12 protein-coding genes and 2 pseudogenes are annotated in these 17,589 nt (G+C 63.5%); 9 read left to right on the plus strand and 5 right to left on the minus strand.

The genetic code is table 11. The annotated features are described in order from the left end of the window. Position 1 precedes the first annotated feature (1 nt). Complete coding sequence (locus WBR68_RS24885; RefSeq protein WP_230695539.1) at positions 2 to 430, plus strand: NUDIX hydrolase; 429 nt, start codon at positions 2 to 4, stop codon at positions 428 to 430. A 153-nt stretch (positions 431 to 583) separates the two neighbouring features. Next, entirely contained in the window at positions 584 to 1,978 is a 1,395-nt protein-coding gene (locus WBR68_RS24890) for a GntP family permease (protein WP_127184197.1), read from the plus strand. A 70-nt stretch (positions 1,979 to 2,048) separates the two neighbouring features. Here WBR68_RS24890 and WBR68_RS24895 read toward each other — a convergent pair. Further along, positions 2,049 to 2,262 (minus strand): annotated as a pseudogene (locus tag WBR68_RS24895) (helix-turn-helix domain-containing protein); the annotation flags it as partial. A 140-nt stretch (positions 2,263 to 2,402) separates the two neighbouring features. Here WBR68_RS24895 and WBR68_RS24900 point away from each other — a divergent pair. After that, entirely contained in the window at positions 2,403 to 3,158 is a 756-nt protein-coding gene (locus WBR68_RS24900; RefSeq protein ID WP_230695540.1) for an SDR family oxidoreductase, read from the plus strand. Positions 3,159 to 3,166: 8 nt separating this feature from the next. Here the strand turns inward: WBR68_RS24900 and WBR68_RS24905 are convergent, their stop codons facing one another. Next, positions 3,167 to 5,266: a TonB-dependent receptor gene (locus WBR68_RS24905; protein WP_050447979.1), complete on the minus strand. Its 2,100-nt coding sequence runs from the start codon at positions 5,264 to 5,266 to the stop codon at positions 3,167 to 3,169. A gap of 387 nt (positions 5,267 to 5,653) precedes the next feature. On the opposite strand from WBR68_RS24905, the gene WBR68_RS24910 reads away from it, so the two are divergent. Further along, positions 5,654 to 6,538, plus strand: a complete 885-nt coding sequence (locus WBR68_RS24910) for a crotonase/enoyl-CoA hydratase family protein (protein WP_230695541.1) — start codon at positions 5,654 to 5,656, stop codon at positions 6,536 to 6,538. A 27-nt stretch (positions 6,539 to 6,565) separates the two neighbouring features. Here the strand turns inward: WBR68_RS24910 and pdeR are convergent, their stop codons facing one another. Together pdeR and WBR68_RS24920 are read right to left on the minus strand one after the other, a co-directional pair. Next, a complete protein-coding gene (pdeR, locus tag WBR68_RS24915) occupies positions 6,566 to 8,563 on the minus strand; it encodes a cyclic di-GMP phosphodiesterase (RefSeq protein ID WP_050447981.1) in 1,998 nt (665 codons plus the stop codon). A gap of 300 nt (positions 8,564 to 8,863) precedes the next feature. Beyond that, positions 8,864 to 9,859, minus strand: coding sequence for a Bug family tripartite tricarboxylate transporter substrate binding protein (locus WBR68_RS24920; RefSeq protein ID WP_050447982.1), 996 nt, complete (start codon positions 9,857 to 9,859; stop codon positions 8,864 to 8,866). Positions 9,860 to 10,081: 222 nt separating this feature from the next. On the opposite strand from WBR68_RS24920, the gene WBR68_RS24925 reads away from it, so the two are divergent. Both WBR68_RS24925 and WBR68_RS24930 read left to right on the plus strand, forming a co-directional pair. Next, positions 10,082 to 11,857 carry an IlvD/Edd family dehydratase gene (locus WBR68_RS24925; protein ID WP_230695542.1) on the plus strand — a complete coding sequence of 592 codons (1,776 nt, stop codon included), beginning with the start codon at positions 10,082 to 10,084 and terminating at the stop codon, positions 11,855 to 11,857. 98 nt (positions 11,858 to 11,955) lie between these two features. Next, positions 11,956 to 12,639: a GntR family transcriptional regulator gene (locus WBR68_RS24930; RefSeq protein WP_230695543.1), complete on the plus strand. Its 684-nt coding sequence runs from the start codon at positions 11,956 to 11,958 to the stop codon at positions 12,637 to 12,639. A 51-nt stretch (positions 12,640 to 12,690) separates the two neighbouring features. Here the strand turns inward: WBR68_RS24930 and WBR68_RS24935 are convergent, their stop codons facing one another. Continuing rightward, positions 12,691 to 12,927, minus strand: coding sequence for an AbrB/MazE/SpoVT family DNA-binding domain-containing protein (locus tag WBR68_RS24935; RefSeq protein ID WP_230695544.1), 237 nt, complete (start codon positions 12,925 to 12,927; stop codon positions 12,691 to 12,693). A 142-nt stretch (positions 12,928 to 13,069) separates the two neighbouring features. Here WBR68_RS24935 and WBR68_RS24940 point away from each other — a divergent pair. The 3 genes and pseudogenes from WBR68_RS24940 to WBR68_RS24950 all read left to right on the plus strand — a co-directional run. Continuing rightward, positions 13,070 to 15,180 (plus strand): annotated as a pseudogene (locus WBR68_RS24940) (type VI secretion system Vgr family protein). After that, positions 15,177 to 16,073, plus strand: coding sequence for a DUF4123 domain-containing protein (locus WBR68_RS24945; RefSeq protein ID WP_230695545.1), 897 nt, complete (start codon positions 15,177 to 15,179; stop codon positions 16,071 to 16,073). Before WBR68_RS24940 ends, WBR68_RS24945 begins: the two are co-directional and overlap by 4 nt. Continuing rightward, on the plus strand, positions 16,070 to 17,589 hold a 1,520-nt coding region (locus WBR68_RS24950), incomplete at its 3' end, for a T6SS effector BTH_I2691 family protein (RefSeq protein WP_230695546.1). The genes WBR68_RS24945 and WBR68_RS24950, both read left to right, overlap by 4 nt.

Here is a 17,589-nt window from a genome sequence, read left to right on the forward strand (position 1 = left end):
CATGACCGCCCCCATTGCCGCCACCATCGCCGCCGTCATCCGCGACAGCCACGTGCTGCTGGTGCGCCGCGCGAACCCGCCCGATGAAAACTGCTGGGCCTTTCCGGGCGGCAAGATCAACGCCGGTGAACCCCTCGAAGCCGCGACCGCGCGCGAATTGCTGGAAGAGACCGGCGTCGTGGCCGAGCCCCTGCATGTGTTCGACGCGGTGGACGTCTTCGACCGCGACGACACCGGCGCGCTGCGCCGTCATTTCATCTTGATCGCCATGCTGTGCCGCTGGCAATCCGGCGAGCCGGTAGCCGGCGACGACGCGCGCGAGGCGCGCTGGATAGCGCTTGCCGACCTGGAAGGACACGAGCTTGCCACCAGCTTCGGCGTGGCGCGGCTGGCCCGCAAGGCGGCGGCGCTGATGGCCGGCCCGACCTGAACATCGCCCACCAGGCCCGTGCAATGGTGCGCGCTTGAACCGAGCCGCGCCGCGTCAACTCAGTCGACGCCCCGCCCCTTGCCGGCCCGGCCCGCATGATCAGGTAAGGTGTAGCCCCCTGCACCCCTTATCTCTTCATTCCTGGAGCCGTGAATGACCGGATTGTTTATCGTGGTGGCGGCGCTGGCGTTTTTGATGCTGGCGGCGTATCGAGGTTATAGCGTCATCCTGTGTGCGCCGATTGCAGCCATGGGCGCGGTGTTGCTGACGGATCCGTCGGCGCTGGCTCCCGTGTTCTCGGGCATCTTCATGGAGCGCATGGCGGGCTTTGCCAAGCTGTATTTCCCCGTGTTCCTGTTGGGCGCGGTGTTCGGCAAGCTGATCGAACTATCCGGCTTTTCGCGCGCCATCGTGCAGGCCGTGCTGCGCATGATCGGCGCCGAGCGCGCCATCCTGGCCATCGTGATGGTGTGCGCGGTATTGACCTATGGCGGCGTATCGCTGTTCGTGGTGGTGTTCGCCGTCTACCCCTTTGCGGCCGAGATGTTCCGCCAGGGCGGCATTCCCAAACGCTTGATGCCCGGCGCCATCGCGCTGGGCGCGTTCACCTTCACGATGACGGCATTGCCCGGCACGCCGCAGATCCAGAACATCATCCCCACCACGTTCTTTGAAACCACCACCTGGGCCGCCCCCTGGCTGGGCCTGATTGGCGCGGCGTTCACGCTGACCGTGGGCATCACGTATCTGGAATGGCGACGCAAGCGCGCGGCCGCGGCGGGCGAAACCTATGGCACCGAACTGCACAACGAACCCACCACCCCGGCTACCGAACGCGATCACCATCCGCTGATCGCGCTACTGCCGCTGGTGGTCGTGGGGGTGGTGAACTTCCTGCTGACCCGCTGGATTCCCGGCTGGTATCCGGCGGGCGCCGAAGTGGACCTGCCCGGCCTGGCCCAGCCCCTGCCCGTCAACGCCGCCGACCAGGTGGCGCTGTGGGCCGTGATGGGCGCGCTGATCGCGGGCATCGCGACCATCCTGCTGTTTTCGTTTTCCGCCATCAAGGCGCACTTTGCCGAAGGCAGCAAAAGCGCCGTGTCGGGCGCGCTGCTGGCGTCCATGAACACGGCGGCTGAATACGGCTTTGGCGGCGTCATTGCCGCGCTGCCGGGCTTTCTGCTGGTGGCCGACGCGCTCAAGGCCATTCCCGACCCGCTGGTCGGCGAAGCGGTGGCGGTGACGTCGCTGGCGGGCATCACCGGGTCGGCCTCGGGCGGCATGAGCATCGCGCTGGCCGCGATGGCGCAGACCTTTATCGACGGCGCGGTGGCGGCCGGCATTCCCATGGAGGTGCTGCACCGCGTTGCCGCCATGGCCAGCGGCGGCATGGACACGCTGCCCCACAACGGCGCGGTCATCACGCTGCTGGCCGTTACCGGCCTGACGCATCGCCAGTCATATGGCGACATCTTCGCCATTACGCTGATTTCAACGCTGTCGGTATTCGTGGTGATAGCGACGTACTACCTGACCGGCATCGTCTGATCGAACGCAGTGGCGAACACCTGGGTGAGCCACTGCGTAAACACACGCACCCGCGCCGACACCTGCCGGTTCTGCGGGGAAAGCCGGGCAAGCCGGGCATGAGAAAGTATTTGGCCAGCGTGCCTTGCGCATTGACCAGCAGCCGCGCGCCCAGCCGTTTTTCCATGCGCTTGATCAGGTTGGTGACCGTGGCGCGCGGGATGCGCAGGTCTTTCCGCCGCTTGCGAAAAGCTGCGCCGCTCGGTGATGCGGACGACTACCTGCATTTCCTGGAAACGGTCCACGAAAGCCCCTGCCGATTATTAATGCAGATGAAATTAACTTAGCGAATATAGGGTGATTATTTTCGGTTTGGAATAGTTCATCATTCGTTCCATGCAGGTTTACCTCCTGCCTTGCATCCCCCTTTCATTGGAGCCGTCACATGAATACGCAAGCCCCTGATCACGCATCGCCACGCGTCGCCCTGGTTACCGGCGGGTCGCGCGGCATTGGCGCGGCCATCGTGCGCCGCCTGGCGCAGGACGGTTATGCCGTCGCCATCAACTACGCGGCCAGCGCCACGCATGCCGAGACCCTGACCAACGAAATCCGCCAGGCCGGCGGCCGCGCGCTGGCGGTACAGGCCGACGTGGCCAAGCCCGCCCAGGTGCGCGCGCTGTTCGACAAGGTGGAATCGGAATTGGGCCGCATCAGCGCGTTGGTCAACAGCGCAGGCGTACTGAAGGTGCAGCCACTGGCGCAGACCAGCGACGAAGACTACGACCAGACCTTCGACATCAATACCCGCGGCACCTTCAACACGCTGCGCGAAGCCGCCACGCGCCTGGCCGATGGCGGCAGCATCGTCAACGTGTCCAGCACCACCGTGGCGACCAACCTGCCGGGCTACGCCATCTACATCGCCAGCAAGGCCGCCGTGGAAAGCCTGACGCACGTATTCGCCAAGGAACTGCGCGGGCGCCGCATCACGGTCAATGCCGTGGCGCCCGGCCCGGTGGCCACCGAACTGTTCCTGACGGGCAAGAGCCCCGAACTGATCGAGCACTTTGCCAAGATGCCGCCGCTGGAACGGCTGGGCCAGCCGGAAGACATCTCGGGCATCGTGTCGTTCCTGGCCAGCCCCGACAGCGGCTGGGTCAACGGCCAGGTGCTGCGCGCCAATGGCGGCATGGCCTGAGCGCGGCGTCAGAACCGGTATTGCGCCGTGGCCACCACGGTGCGCGGCTCGCCCACCCGGATCTGCCCGGCGCTGGTGGCCGAGCCGTAGTAGGTCTTGTCGGTGATGTTGCGCATGGCCAGGCGCCAGTCCCACTTGCCGGTGCGATAGCCCACCAGCGCGTCCCAGCGCGCATAGCCCGGCAGTGTCGTCAGGTTGGTATTGTCGGCGTAGCGTTCGCCCACGAAGGTCAGGCCGGTTTCACCGTACAGGCCCTCGGCCGGCTTGTAGGTCAGGAACACGCTGCCATTGCGCCGCGCCACGTTGCTGACGCGGTTGCCTGCCATGCCGTTGTTGTCTTCGATGATGGCGGCGTTTTGCAGGCCGATCCCGCCACGCAGATACCAGTTGCCCGTCAGCCGGCCGGCGGCGGTCAGCTCGATGCCGCGTGAACGCTGCTTGCCGGTCAGCAGCACCAGCGTCGGGTCGTTGGGGTCGGTGGTGCGGCGGTTATAGAGTTCAAGCTGGTACAGCGCCAGCGTGGTGCTCAACTGCCCGTCCAGCCAATCGCTCTTGACGCCCACTTCCGTCTGGCGCGTGTGTTCGGGGGCCAGCTCGTTGGTGTTGCCGCGCGCATTCGGCGTGATGCCGATGGTGCCGCCGCCCGTGGGCGAAAACGTCTTGCTGTACGAGGCATAAAAGGAATGATCGCGCAGCGGCGACCACACCAGGCCCACGCGCGGGCTGACGCCGCTGCTGTCGTGCGACGCCGAGGCATCCAGCAGGCGGTTGGTGGAATCAATGCTGAAGCGGTCCATGCGCACGCCCAGCAGCACCTGCCACGCATCGTTCAAGCGGATCTGATCCTGCACGTAATAGCCCTGGCTCTTGACCTTGTGGCGCGCGTCGCTGCTGAGCGCCATGACGCCGTTGTGCTGCTGGGACAAGTCCGGGTCGTAGAGATCCAGCGCCGGCACGGGCTGCGCGCCTGGCCCGCGCGTGGCGGCGGAATACAAGGTGGGCGAGCGGTCCTGGTGCGCCAGTTCCACCCCGAACAGCACGCGGTGCTCGATGCCGCCGGTATGGAACACCCCTTCGGTTTCCAGGTTGTTGGTGATGTTGCGCGTGCTTAGGTCCTGCTGCCAGCGCGTGCGCGTGACCTTGCCGGTGGCGGCGTTGTAGCCCGTCAGGTAGGTGTTGTCGAAATCGCTGTCCAGCTTGAACACGCCCAGCGTGTAACGCAGTTGCCAATCCGGCGCCAGCGTGTAGGCCAGGCGCGAGCGGAATGATTGCGCGCGGTCGTCGATGTAGTCGCGGTCGGGGTCGCCGTAGACGGTGCTGCGGCCCACGTCGGCGGGCCGGCCGTTGACGCTGGGGATGCCGCGGTCGGGCGTGCGGTCATAGCGGCTGTATTCGTACTGCACCAGCCAGTCCAGGTTGGGCGTGATGCGCCAGTTGATGGCGGGCGCCACCAGTTGGCGCGTGCCGCCGATCTTGTGGCGGAAGCTGTTGCTGTCTTCCTGACCCACGTTCAGGCGCACGCTGACGTTGTCGCTGGGGTCGGCGCTGAAGTCGCCGTACACGCTGCGCAAATCCCAACTGCCGGTCTGCGCTTCGATGCTGGATTCCCGGCCAGGCTGCGGCGCCTTGCTGATGCGGTTGACGATGCCGCCCTGGCTACCCCGTCCGTACAACACGGCGGCCGGCCCCTTCAGCACTTCGATGCGCTCAATGTTGCGCAAGTCGCGCACGTACTGGCTGTCGTCGCGGATACCGTCCAGATAGAAATCGCTGCTGGCGTCAAAGCCGCGTATACGCACCGAGTCAAAGCGCGTGTCTTGCGCGCTGGATACGTTGGGCATGCCCGACAGCGCATCGCTGATCGTCGAGACGCCGTAGTTCTGCACGTTTTCGACCTTCACGGTGTTGATGGTCTGCGGCACGTAGCGGGCCGGCGTCTGCGTGCGCGTGGCGGTGGTGACTTCGGGCACACGCGGGTCGTCGACATTGGCGCCTTCGACGCTGATGGCGGGCAGTTGGGCGGTCTGGGCCAGTGCCTGCGGCACGACGGATGACAGGGCGAACGCTACCGCCAAAGACAGGGAGCGCGGGACATACGGCGGATACATCGCAAGACCTTTTTGAAGATTCAGAAAAATGAAAGGCGCGATGCTATCGAGAATTGATTCTATTTACAAATGAGACTCAATCTTGTTGCAGCGCTGCAACATTCTCATCCGAACGCATGACGGCAAGCCGCCCGAGAGGCGTTTGGCCTATCGCCCGCAAGCTCGCGAATTTGCGAGCTTGCTCATCCATTGCGGCGATGCGCGTCTCGCCCGAGCGGCCGAGACCCTGGCCCTGACGTCAAGACATTTTCGTTAATCACTCGGCAGTTCGACCTACGGCCAAGTCTGGCCAGCCGGACGAGATTTGCATGAGACGGCACCCGGAAGGTCTGGTTTAGGCTGACCCGGCAGTACTCCGACTCACCTTGATCGATTGGACGAAAGCAAATGAATCAACTCATTCATACCGACTGCCACCCCTTCACCGCCGCGGGCAACATGAAGCAAATCTCGGCCTTTTATGAGGAGGGACGCCGAGTCATGTGGATGATGCTGCGTGCACAACCGCGGCCGTGCTTTAACCACGAACTCATTGACGAAATCATGACCTTGGCGCGCGCCGCCAAGGATTCAGGCTTGCCCATCGACTTCTGGGTCACGGGCTCGCTGGTGCCGCAGATCTACAACGTGGGCGGCGACTTGAACTTCTTCGCCGAAGCCATCCGCACCGGCAAGCGTGAAGCGCTGCGGGCCTACGCACGCGCTTGCGTGGACTGCGTGCATGCAGCGTCGCGCGGCTTCGATACCGGGGCGATCTCGTTGGCCATGATCGAAGGCACGGCGCTGGGCGGCGGCTTTGAAGCCGCGCTGGCGCACCACTTCGTGCTGGCGCAGAACAATGCGCGCATGGGCTTTCCGGAAATGGCGTTCAACCTGTTCCCGGGCATGGGCGGCTATTCGCTGGTGGCGCGCCGGTCGGGCATGAAGCTGGCTGAAGAACTGATCAGCTCGGGCGAATCGCATACGGCGGAATGGTTCCACGGCAAGGGGCTGGTGGACACCCTGTTCGAACCGGGCGAGGCCTACCGCGCCACCCGCACCTTCATCGATGTGATGCGGCCCAAGCTCAACGGCATGCGCGCCATGTTGCGCGCGCGTCAGCGTGTGCTGAACCTGTCGCGTTCCGAACTGATGGACATCACCGAGGACTGGGTCGAGGCCGCGTTCTCGATCGACCCGAAAGACCGCGCCTACATGGAGCGCCTGGTGCTGGCGCAGAACCGCCGCAGCGCCGTCAGCAGCGAAGCCGTGCAGGAAGCCACCATGCACTAGGCGCACACCCGCATGGCGCCGGCGGCATCAGGCGATCAGATGCAGCCGGCGCCGCTGAGCCAGCCAGGTGGCGAATTCGGCGGCCGGCATGGGCTTGGCATACAGATAGCCCTGCTTGGCGTCCACGCCCAAGGTATCCAGGAAGGCGGTTTCCTCAACGGTTTCCACGCCTTCGGCGATCACCTTCAATTCCAGGGTGCGGGCCACGGCGACGATGGCGCGAGCCAGCGCCTGCGACACCGGGTTCTCGTTCACGCCGCGCACAAAGCTGGCGTCCAGCTTGATGGCGTCCAGCGGAATGCGCGCCAGTTGCGACAGCGACGAATAACCCGTGCCGAAATCGTCCAGGTGCACGCGCGCGCCCAATTGGCGGAACTGCTTGATCAGGTCGATGGCGGCGCCCTCGTCTTCGATCAGGCAGCTTTCGGTGAGTTCGATATCCAGCATGCAAGGCTCAAGCCCCGCATCGCCGATGGCGCGCATGAAGTCGCTGACCACGCCCTTGTCGTCCAACTGCCGCGCCGACATGTTGATGGCGATGCGGATATTCAGGCCGTCGCGCTTCCAGGCGGCCGCCTGGCGCGCGGCTTCGCGCATCACCCAGACGCCCAGCGGCGAGATCAGGCCGGACTCTTCTGCATAAGGAATGAAAGTGCCGGGGCAAACCATGCCGCGCTCGGGCGAGCGCCAGCGCAAGAGCGCCTCGACACTGTGGACTTCGCCGGTGCGGCCCACCAGCTTGGGCTGGTAATACAGCATCAGGTGATTCTCGGACAAGGCCTTGCGCAGATTGGTGTCCAGCCACACGTAGTCGGCGTTGCGGCGGTCCATGTCGGGCTGGAACACGCGGTAGGTATGGCGCCCTGCTTCCTTGGCCACATACATGGCGATGTCGGCGCTGCGCACCACGCTGTCCAGGTCGGCGCCATGGTCGGGGTACATGGCAATGCCGATCGAGCAACTGGTGTAGACCTCGATCAAGCCTTGGCGGAAGGGTTCACGCAGCCGTTCGATGATGCGTTCGGCAGTGGCTTCCAGTTCCCAGGCTTGCGCCTGTTCCTGCAGCACGATGAATTCGTCGCCGCCCAGGCGGGCCAGCGTCTGGCCTGGCGACAGGCAGGTTGAAATCGCCACCGCCACGGCTTTCAGCAGGCGGTCGCCGAAGCCGTGCCCATAGTGGTCGTTGATGCGCTTGAAGTTGTCCAGATCCAGGAACAGCACACCGCCGCGCCCATCCTGCCCCGCCGTCAACGCCGCCTTCAGGCGCGACGTGATGGCATGCCGGTTCGGCAGGTTGGTCAGCATGTCGGTATTGGCCAACACGCGCAGCCGTTCCTGCGCCTGGCGTTCTTCAGTGATGTCGGTGCCCGAGCAGATCAGGTAGACGCGCTTTTCACCACTGCCACTGGTGACGAACTTGTTGCGAAACAGGAAAAGCCGCGGGCCCTTGACCGTGTTGATCAGGCGCTCGACTTCATACGACTGCCCGCGTTTGTAGAATTCCGCGATGTTGCGGCGGGACGCGATGGCTTCTTCGCGCGTCATGAACATTTCAAACACGCTGCGCCCGACGATGTCTTGTTCGCGCTTGCCCGTGTATTCCTCGCTGAGCTTGTTGAAGCGCTGCACGCGGCCGTTCTGGTCCACGATGACAATCACCGAATTGGCCTCGGACACCACGGTCTCGGCAAACGACAGGCCTTCGACCAGATCCTTGGCAACGGATTCGGTATCGGAATAGGCGGACGCGGTGCCGGCCCATTCGTTCGGGTTGATCTTGCGGCCCACCAGGTGCAAGCGCAGCAGGTCGCCATACAGCGAGATGTCTATCCGCACGCTGGAGGTAATTCCCGTCAGCGATCGAACCGTGTCAGCCTGATCCGGCCGCAGCGCCAATGCGATGTTGGTCGCCCCCTTGATGGCGGCCAACTGTATGGCGTCGCTATCGGCCGACAGTCTCCAATAAGGGCTGTGCGTACCGAAGTGCGTGTACAGGATCGACTTTTCGTCTTGATTCTCTGTCATCGTGGTATCCCCCCACTGTCCTAGGCTGGACCGCAAAGAACATTACGGCCTAGGCAGGACAGGGTCAATACCCATGTGCAGTGCAACAAACCCTGTATTACGAATTATTGCATCGGCAGTTTGCATCGATAGAACACCCACCGGCTTCGCCGAGCCCTTTGATGCGCCGTGTTCCCCTGAAACGAACGTCTTGTTGCGCCGCCCCTTTTACCCTTGCACAAAAAATATCGCCGAAGACTCCGTACGGAAATCTTCAGCGTGTGGCTTAAATGGTTCAGCCGTGAATCGCAGCAGCGAGGCTTACTCTGGCTTCACCCCGGCTTCGTCGATCACCTTGGTCCAGCGCGCAACTTCCGCCGACACCCGCTTGCCCGCATCGGCCGGTGAGGTCCAGGTGGCGATGGCGCCCTGGTTCAACAACGACGCCTTCACCTCTGGCTTGGCCAGAATCTTCTTCAGTTCGCCGTTCAAGCGGTCGATCACGGGCGCCGGGGTGTTGGCGGGCGCGACGATGCCGAACATGGAGCTGACCTCGAAATCCTTCAGGCCCGCTTCCGCCGCGGTCGGCACGTCCGGCAGCGCGTCCACGCGCGTGGGCGACGTCACCGCCAAGGCGCGCAGCTTGCCCGCCTTGATGTTGCCCTGCGCGGCCGGCACGGTTTCGATCATGCTCAACACCTGGCCGCCCATCAGGTCGGTCATGGCGGGGCCACTGCCCTTGTAGGGCACGTGCAGGATGTCGACGCCGGCGGCGCGCTTGAACATTTCGCCCGCCAGATGCTGCGGCGAACCGTTGCCGGCCGACGCCATGGTGATGTAGCCCGGCTTGGACTTGGCCAGGGCAATGAACTCAGACAAAGTCTTGGCCTGCACCGACGGGTTCACCACGAAGACCAGCGGCACCGTGCCCACGATGGACACCGGCGAGAAGCTCTTTTGCACGTCGTACGTGACGCGGCCACGGTACAAGGCGGCATTGATGGAATGGCTGGTCAGCGCGCCCATCAGCAAGGTGTAGCCATCCGGCTGCGCCTTGGCGACCTGGTCGGCGCCGATGTTGCCCGCCGCGCCCGCGCGGTTTTCCACGATCACGGACTGGCCCAGCGCGCCCGTCAGTTCCTGCGCCAGCACGCGGCCGATCACGTCGGTGGCGCCGCCGGGCGGGTACGGCACGATCAGGCGGATGGGCTTGTCCGGGTAGGCATCGGCGGACAGGGCCGGGGCGGACACACCGGCACACAAGGCCAGCAGGGATAGCAGGACGGCACGGCGCGGCCGCAGACGCAGGTCTGACATAAGGTCTCTCTCCAGCCGGGATGAGTATAGGAATGGACGGACGCCCGGCTCGTCAACCGCGCCAGTTTAGGAGCCTGAACTTGATTGAAGAATCAGAATTTTTCTATCGACTGATCGTTTATTTAGATCAATATTCGCGTCCACAGAAACCGCTTGCCGACGTATTCAAAGGCTGGATATGATCTTCGGCCTGGATTATCAATAATATTATCGGGACTGAAAATGACGGACGAGAGCAAGGGCGCCAAGCCCGCGATGGGCCCTTTTGATAGCGACAGCGCCACCGCGCAAGGCGTGGCGCGCGGGCTCACGAACTACGGCGACAAGGGCTTTTCGCTGTTCTTGCGCAAGGCGTTCATCAAGGGCGCCGGCTTGTCCGATGACGCCCTGGCCCGCCCCATCATCGGCATCGTCAACACGGGCAGCAGCTATAACCCCTGCCACGGCAACGCGCCGCAACTGATCGAAGCCGTCAAGCGCGGCGTCATGCTGGCGGGCGGCCTGCCCATGGACTTCCCGACCATCTCGGTGCACGAGAGCTTCTCGCAACCCACCAGCATGTACCTGCGCAACCTGATGTCCATGGACACCGAGGAAATGATCCGCGCGCAGCCCATGGATGCCGTGGTGTTGATTGGCGGTTGCGACAAGACCGTGCCCGCGCAATTGATGGGCGCGGCATCCGCCGGCGTGCCCGCCATTCAATTGGTCACGGGGTCGATGCTGACCGGTTCGCATCGTGGCGAACGGGTCGGCGCCTGCACCGACTGCCGCCGCTACTGGGGCCGCTACCGTGCCGACGAGATCGACGCACCCGAGATCGCCGACGTCAACAACCAACTGGTCGCCAGCGTGGGCACCTGTTCGGTGATGGGCACGGCCAGCACCATGGCCTGCATCACCGAAGCCTTGGGCATGATGGTGGCGGGCGGCGCGTCGGCCCCAGCCGTTACCGCCGACCGTGTGCGCGTGGCCGAACGCACCGGCGCCACCGCCGTGGCCATGGCCGCATCGCGCCTGACGCCCGATCAGATCATCAACGGCAAGTCCATTGAAAACGCCCTGCGCGTGCTGCTGTCGATTGGAGGCTCCACCAACGGCATCGTCCACCTGACCGCCATCGCCGGCCGTCTGGGTATCGACATCGACCTGGCCGGGCTGGACCGCATCAGCCGTGAAACCCCCGTGCTGGTCGACCTGAAGCCGTCAGGTCAGCACTACATGGAAGACTTCCACGACGCGGGCGGCATGCTGGCGCTGCTGCGCGAACTGCGCCCGTACCTGCACCTGGACGTGATGACCGTATCCGGCCGCACGCTGGGCCAGGAACTGGACGACGCACCCGCGCCCTTCAAACAGGACGTGATCCGCACGGCCAAGCAGCCCATCTATCCGGTGGGCGGCCTGGCCGTGTTGCGCGGCAACCTGGCACCGGGCGGCGCCATCATCAAGCAGTCGGCCGCCAACCCCAAGCTGATGGAGCATGAAGGCCGCGCCGTGGTGTTCGAGGACGCCGAGGACATGGCGCGCCGCATCGACGACGACGCACTCGACGTGACCGCCGACGACATCCTGGTGCTCAAGCGCATCGGCCCGACCGGTGCACCCGGCATGCCGGAAGCCGGCTACATGCCGATCCCCAAGAAGCTGGCGCGCGCGGGCGTCAAAGACATGGTCCGCATTTCAGACGGCCGCATGAGCGGCACGGCGGCCGGCACCATCGTGTTGCACGTTACGCCTGAATCCGCGATTGGCGGCCCGCTGGCTTACGTGCAAAATGGCGACCGCATCCGGCTGTCGGTCGCCAACCGGGAAATTGCGCTACTGGTGGATGATGCCGAACTGGCGCGCCGCGCGGCGGAGAAACCGATCACGCGACCGACCGCCGATCGTGGCTACCGCAAGCTGTTCCTGCAAACCGTAACGCAGGCTGACCAGGGAGTTGATTTTGATTTCCTGCGCGCTGGCGTCACGCATGACACCGTGCCGAAGAAGTAAATCGACTCGACGCCAGCCAATTCGAAGCGGCCGCTTCGAAGCGGCTGGTTCGACATAAGCAGACCCAACATAAGCCGACTGAGCAAACGCCCGCACACATGAACGCCATCACGCCCGACGCCCTGCAAGCAGAGGCCCCCGACGCCACGCAATCCGCGGTGGCAGCCCTGGAAGAAGACATCGTCTTCGGCCGGCTGCACCCGCGCGAACGCCTGACCGAAGACGAGCTGATGGCGCGCTTTTCCATGAAGCGCCATGCTGTGCGGCAAGTGCTGACCGAGCTTGAATTGCTGGGCGTGGTGGAAAAAAAGCGCAACGTCGGCGCGGTCGTGCGGGCATTCTCGGCACGCGAAGTCATGGAGTTGTACGCGCTGCGCGAAGTGCTCGAAGTGCACGCCGCCAGCCAGATGCCGCTACCCGTGCCCGAAGCGCGACTGGCGGCCTTGGTCATCGTGCAACGCGAACACGACGCTGCCGTGGCCGACGGCGACGCGCGCCGCGTGTTCCGCAGCAACCAACGCTTTCACCGCGAATTCTTCGGCCTGCTGGACAACGCCGTGCTGGGCCAGGCTATCGAGGAATACGCCCGCCGCACCCATCCGATCCGCTTCGGCACCCTGGTTGCGCCGGCCTACCGCGAACGTGCAAGGCAGGAACACTGGGCCATGATCCAGGCGCTGCGCGCAGGCGACCGCGACGCGCTGATGACGATCTGCCGGGATCATTTGCTGCCTTCAAGAGACGCCTATCTGGCGTCGGAGCAGACGCGGTTACGGGCGTGAAATTCCGCGGCGCTTCATAGATCAGGCAAGGTTGGAAAGAAAAAATCCGCGTTACCAACCGCGGCAGTTCGCTTCGTCGCGATTGAAGATGAAATCCGCGGGTAGCTTCCCACGGAATTTACGCAACCTGATCAGCACCTCTTCCTCTTCGACGGTCTTGCGCACTTCGAAACGGCGATCATCCTTGACGTGGATTTCAACATCATCGCCCTCTTTCAGGTTCAACGTATCGACCACGTTGTCGGGCAGGCGTAAAGCCAGGCCGCTACCGAACTTGACGACTCGCATGTGAGGTACTCCTTGGATAAACGAAGGGCATTTCCATTAATGATGCCTGAAGACACCACCGTCTACATTTCATAATCATCCTATAGCTCTACTCCGGCGATGTGGCCGACCATGTCGGCATCTCACGTTCCGGGGAGCTATCGTGACTCATCAATGCGACCTGCGTTTTAGTTTCGGCGTTGTCGGCGGCTTGGATTTCGAGCTTGTCCAGTTCACACTTGATGAGGCGCTTTCCGAACCGTTTCGCCTGGACCTGGAACTGGCCAGCGATGATGCGTCGATCGACTTTGCCCGGATCCTGGATCAACCCGCGCTGCTGACCATTTGGCGCGGCGACACCCCGGTGCGCTATGTGCACGGCGTGGTGTCCCGCTTCGAGCAAGGCACGACCGGCTTTCGCCGCACGCGCTATCGCGCCACCGTTGAACCGCTGCTGGCCCGCGCAGGCCTGTGTTCCGATTGGCGGATCTTTCAGCAGTTGTCCGTGCCCGAGATTCTGCAACTCGTGCTGAAAGAGCACGGCATCCTCGACTACGAGCAGACGATTACGCACGAGCACCTGGCGCGTGAATATTGCGTACAGGCGGGCGACACGGACCTGCACTTTCTTGAACGCCTGGCCCGCGAAGAAGGATTTTTCTACGCCTTTCATCACCACGCCAAAGGCCACCGGCTGGTGCACAGCGACCGCCTGCACATACACGGCCGCATTGACGGGGATGCCGTGCGTTATCAACCCGCGCCCGGCGGCGACCAACCCGAACCCGCGCTACGGCGGTTTTCCTATGCCGAGCAAGTCCGTACCGCTCGGCAGACCCAGCGCGACTACACCTACACCCACCCGCAATACGCCCAGGAACACAGCCGCGACGGCAGCGACCTGCAACATCAGCACGCCCACTACGAACGCTACGACTACCCGGGTCGCTACAAGCGCGACGAAGCGGGCAAACCTTTTACTGAAAACCGACTGCGTGGCCTGCGGCGGGACGCGCGCGTTGCAACCGTCGAAGGCGACGACCCGCGCCTGATTCCTGGGCTGTCCTTCGAACTTGTCGGCCATCCGCGCAGCGACCTCAACCAAGGCTGGCGCCCGATACGCATGCGCCATCAAGGCGTCCAGCACACCAGCCAGCAAGAGGACGGCGCCGATGCCCAACTCGGCACGCGCTACGGCTACACCGCGGAACTTGTGTCCAAGCATGCCGAATGGCGAGCCGCGCCCTTACCCAAACCCAGGATCGACGGGCCGCAGATCGCCACGGTGACGGGCCCCCTGGCGAGGAAATCTATTGCGACAGCTATGGACGAGTCAAGGTGCAATTTCCCTGGGACCGCCTGGGCAAGCATGACGAGCACAGCTCCTGTTGGATACGCGTGTCGCAGAACTGGGCGGGCGCCACTTGGGGCCACATGGCAATACCCCGGATTGGACAGGAAGTCATCGTGAACTATCTGGACGGCGACGCGGACCAGCCGGTCATCACCGGCAGAACGCACATGGCGCTGCAACTGCCGCCCTATGAACTACCGCGCCACAAGACACGCATGACCATCAAGAGCCAGACCCACAAGGGCCAGGGCTATAACGAGCTGCGCTTTGAAGACGAACGCGACCAGGAAGAAATCTACATCCACGCGCAGAAGGATCAGAACATTCACGTCAATCACGACGAAAGCACGTTTGTCGGGCATGACCGCAGTGAAAAAGTAGAAAACGACGAAACCATCGTGATCGGCCACGATCGTGAAGACACCGTGGGCAATGATGAACGCGCAGACATCGGCCAAGACCGACGCCACCGCATCGGCCAGGACGACCTGCTGGAGATCGTGCGCGACCACACCATCATTACTGGCAAGGACCGTACGGAAGAGGTCGGCAACAACCGTCGCGACAAGACGTTTGCCAATCACTGGGTAGAAACGGGCGGCCACGTCGAGCACCAGGTGCAGGGCCATCACCACATTGAAGCCGGCCAGGCCATAGAGCGGAAAACCCCCATCTACCGCCTGCATACCCGCGAGCGAATCGTGCTGCAAAGCCCTGGCGGGTCCATCACCCTGGACGAGGGCGGCATCACGCTGGATGGCGTGGCGATCAACATCAAGGGGCCGCTCAGTCAGCTGGGTGTCGGCGCCGGGCTGCCCCTGAACATCGACGGCACGCCAAACCTGGACGAACCCATTTGCCTGAGTTGCTGGATCAAGGCCGCAAAAGAACGCACTGCCCTGATGAAGGTAAGCCCATGATTCCGCAGCAACTGCAACGGGCGTTGGAGGAAGACATCCACGCCGCGCCGGCCGGACAAGCGCGGTACCTGATGGTGCTGATCGATATGGCGCGGTTATCGGATGCCCAGCGCGACATGATCCAGCACGACATGCCCGGCCGGATGCATCCTCTGCTGCTGCACCCCGATTTCCTGGCCTTGCGACCGCTGGGTGCAATGCTGGTGGGGCCTGACGACAGCAGTCCAAAGTCGCGGGATGCCCTGCGGTCGATCGCGGGCGCCTACGACACCGACATCGTCCAGGCCTGGATCACCAGCGTTCTCTGCCCTGCCGACCTGGCCACCCATCTGAGCCAGGCCTGTTTCGCGCTAGGCAATGACGGCGAACGTTACCTGCTGCGCTATTACGACCCCTTGATCACACCCGTTTTGTACCGTACGGCCGATGCTGCCTGGGTCGCCAGCGTCTTCGCACCGGTCGTTTCATGGTGGTTTGCCGGCGCCAATATCCAGCACCCGCAATGGCACCGCATTCCGGGCAGTGCAAACGCACGCTGCCGGTCACCCAGCCCGCTGGTGCTGACAGAAACGCTGTGGAACGTCCTGGCGGGCGACCCGCTTCCCCACCGACTGTTGGACGAGCTTGAACAAGTGTCGCCAGACGTTTTCTCCACGCAATGTCGTGGCGTCCGACTGGCGCAGATCCGGTCGCATCTTGCCTCGGCGAATCAGATTGGGCTGAACCGCCACGACGATCTGGTTGCCTACGTATTCACGGCACTGTCGCGGCCGGCGGCCAGCCTGCAAACCGACCGCGCATGGCAACACGCGCTACAGCAGGCTGTTGCTGGCGAAGCGCCGCTAGCCGTCACTACTCCGATTCCCATGCCACGCAACAGGACTTCCCGATGACGACGCCCACCCTTGAGTCCCTGGTGCCGCAAATCCTGCGCATCGCCGACAGAACCCGTTGCGACGCCGGCCCCAGCGCGGTCGTCGCGTGCAAGAGCGAAGTCGCCATCCTGCCCTTGCGCTACGCCGTCCTGACCGACGCCGACCCGGCGCTTGAAGCCTTGGCGCCAGCGCTGCCGCCTCACCTTGCGTCCGGGTTACCGCCACTCCAAGGCGAGCACGCGCGCTATGCCGTACGCACGATGCGCAGGGGTTATCTCTACCTGTTCACGAAGCGATTCCGGAACGACTGGTCCTGCGAAAGCGCCTACCGCACTTATGACAGCGGGCTGTTGAAGCGTGTATTTCCCTATGCCCCCCAGCGCTTCGAACACGAGCCGCTCTATGAACGGCCAGCCAGCGTGCACGACCTGCACGGCTCGGCCGAGAGCGGCCCGGGTGGCTGGACCCTTTGCTTGAAAGCCCCCGAAGACATCGAAGAACTTCGCGCCCTGTTCACGCCCGATCCCTTGACGACACGCATGCTGAACTTGATATCCAGCTTCAGCCCGCTACGCAATCAACTGCAAACGTTCGATATCCGGAGATTGATGATGTCGTGCTCGCGGGCAACCGACGTGCTCGATCCCAGCATCATCGACAACACGCTCGCCGATGCCATCGCGCAAGACCAGCCCGACACCGTGCCAGTTCTGGCAAGCCAGTTGTATTCCAATCCTGAAAACCACTACGCGCGCAACGTTGTCGCCCTGGACCTGAAGGAAAGCGCGCGCCGTGCTCGTGGCTTTGGGATCGTGCTGCATGACGCCATCGGGATCACCCAGCAACTCAATAGCTGGCGCAACGACGCCTATGAAGCCGTGCAGCGGTACTTGGACAAGAAGGACGACAAAGGCATCGAGAACCAGCGCAAGGTCTTGGTTGCGCAGGCGTTTACCGACGTCAAGCAGCAGTTCGAATCCCGCTCGGCCGCGCTGGAAGCCCAGCACTTCATCGATATAGAACGCGCCCGGGTCTATGACCCGGGCATGGCGGCGGGCCGCAACTGGATCTTGAACGACGAGGAGCGCAAGCGCTGGGACAACGAAGCAGACCAGTACATCACTCAGTTCGAAGACACCCTGCGCGCCAAGATGCAGGCGAAGCTGGATAGCGGTGAGTACCGGCGTCGATTCGACAGCAAATACCTGTCTCCCGCCAAACCTGGGCAGGCGGTGCGCGTGGCGGACATGGATGTGGAGTTGAAGACCTTCGACGCCGTGTCGGCGACCGCTGAAGCCGTCGGCGCCAAGCGCGCCAAGAATCACGAACTGTGGCTCGCCAGCAAGCAACTGCTGACCGCGCTGGACTTCTACGATGACAGGGATCTCGCCAGCGGCTGGCGCTTCGCGGGCCAGACCGGCTTGTGCGTGCTGGGCGCGGATGGATGCCAGAGCACAGCGGATCTGATCGAGAAGTGGTGGACCGGCAACCCAAGCGAACGCGCCAACTTGGCGATGCGTGGTTTTGCGCTGAA

This window comes from Achromobacter sp. JD-1, from assembly GCF_038594925.1.
GTDB lineage: Bacteria > Pseudomonadota > Gammaproteobacteria > Burkholderiales > Burkholderiaceae_B > Achromobacter > Achromobacter spanius_C.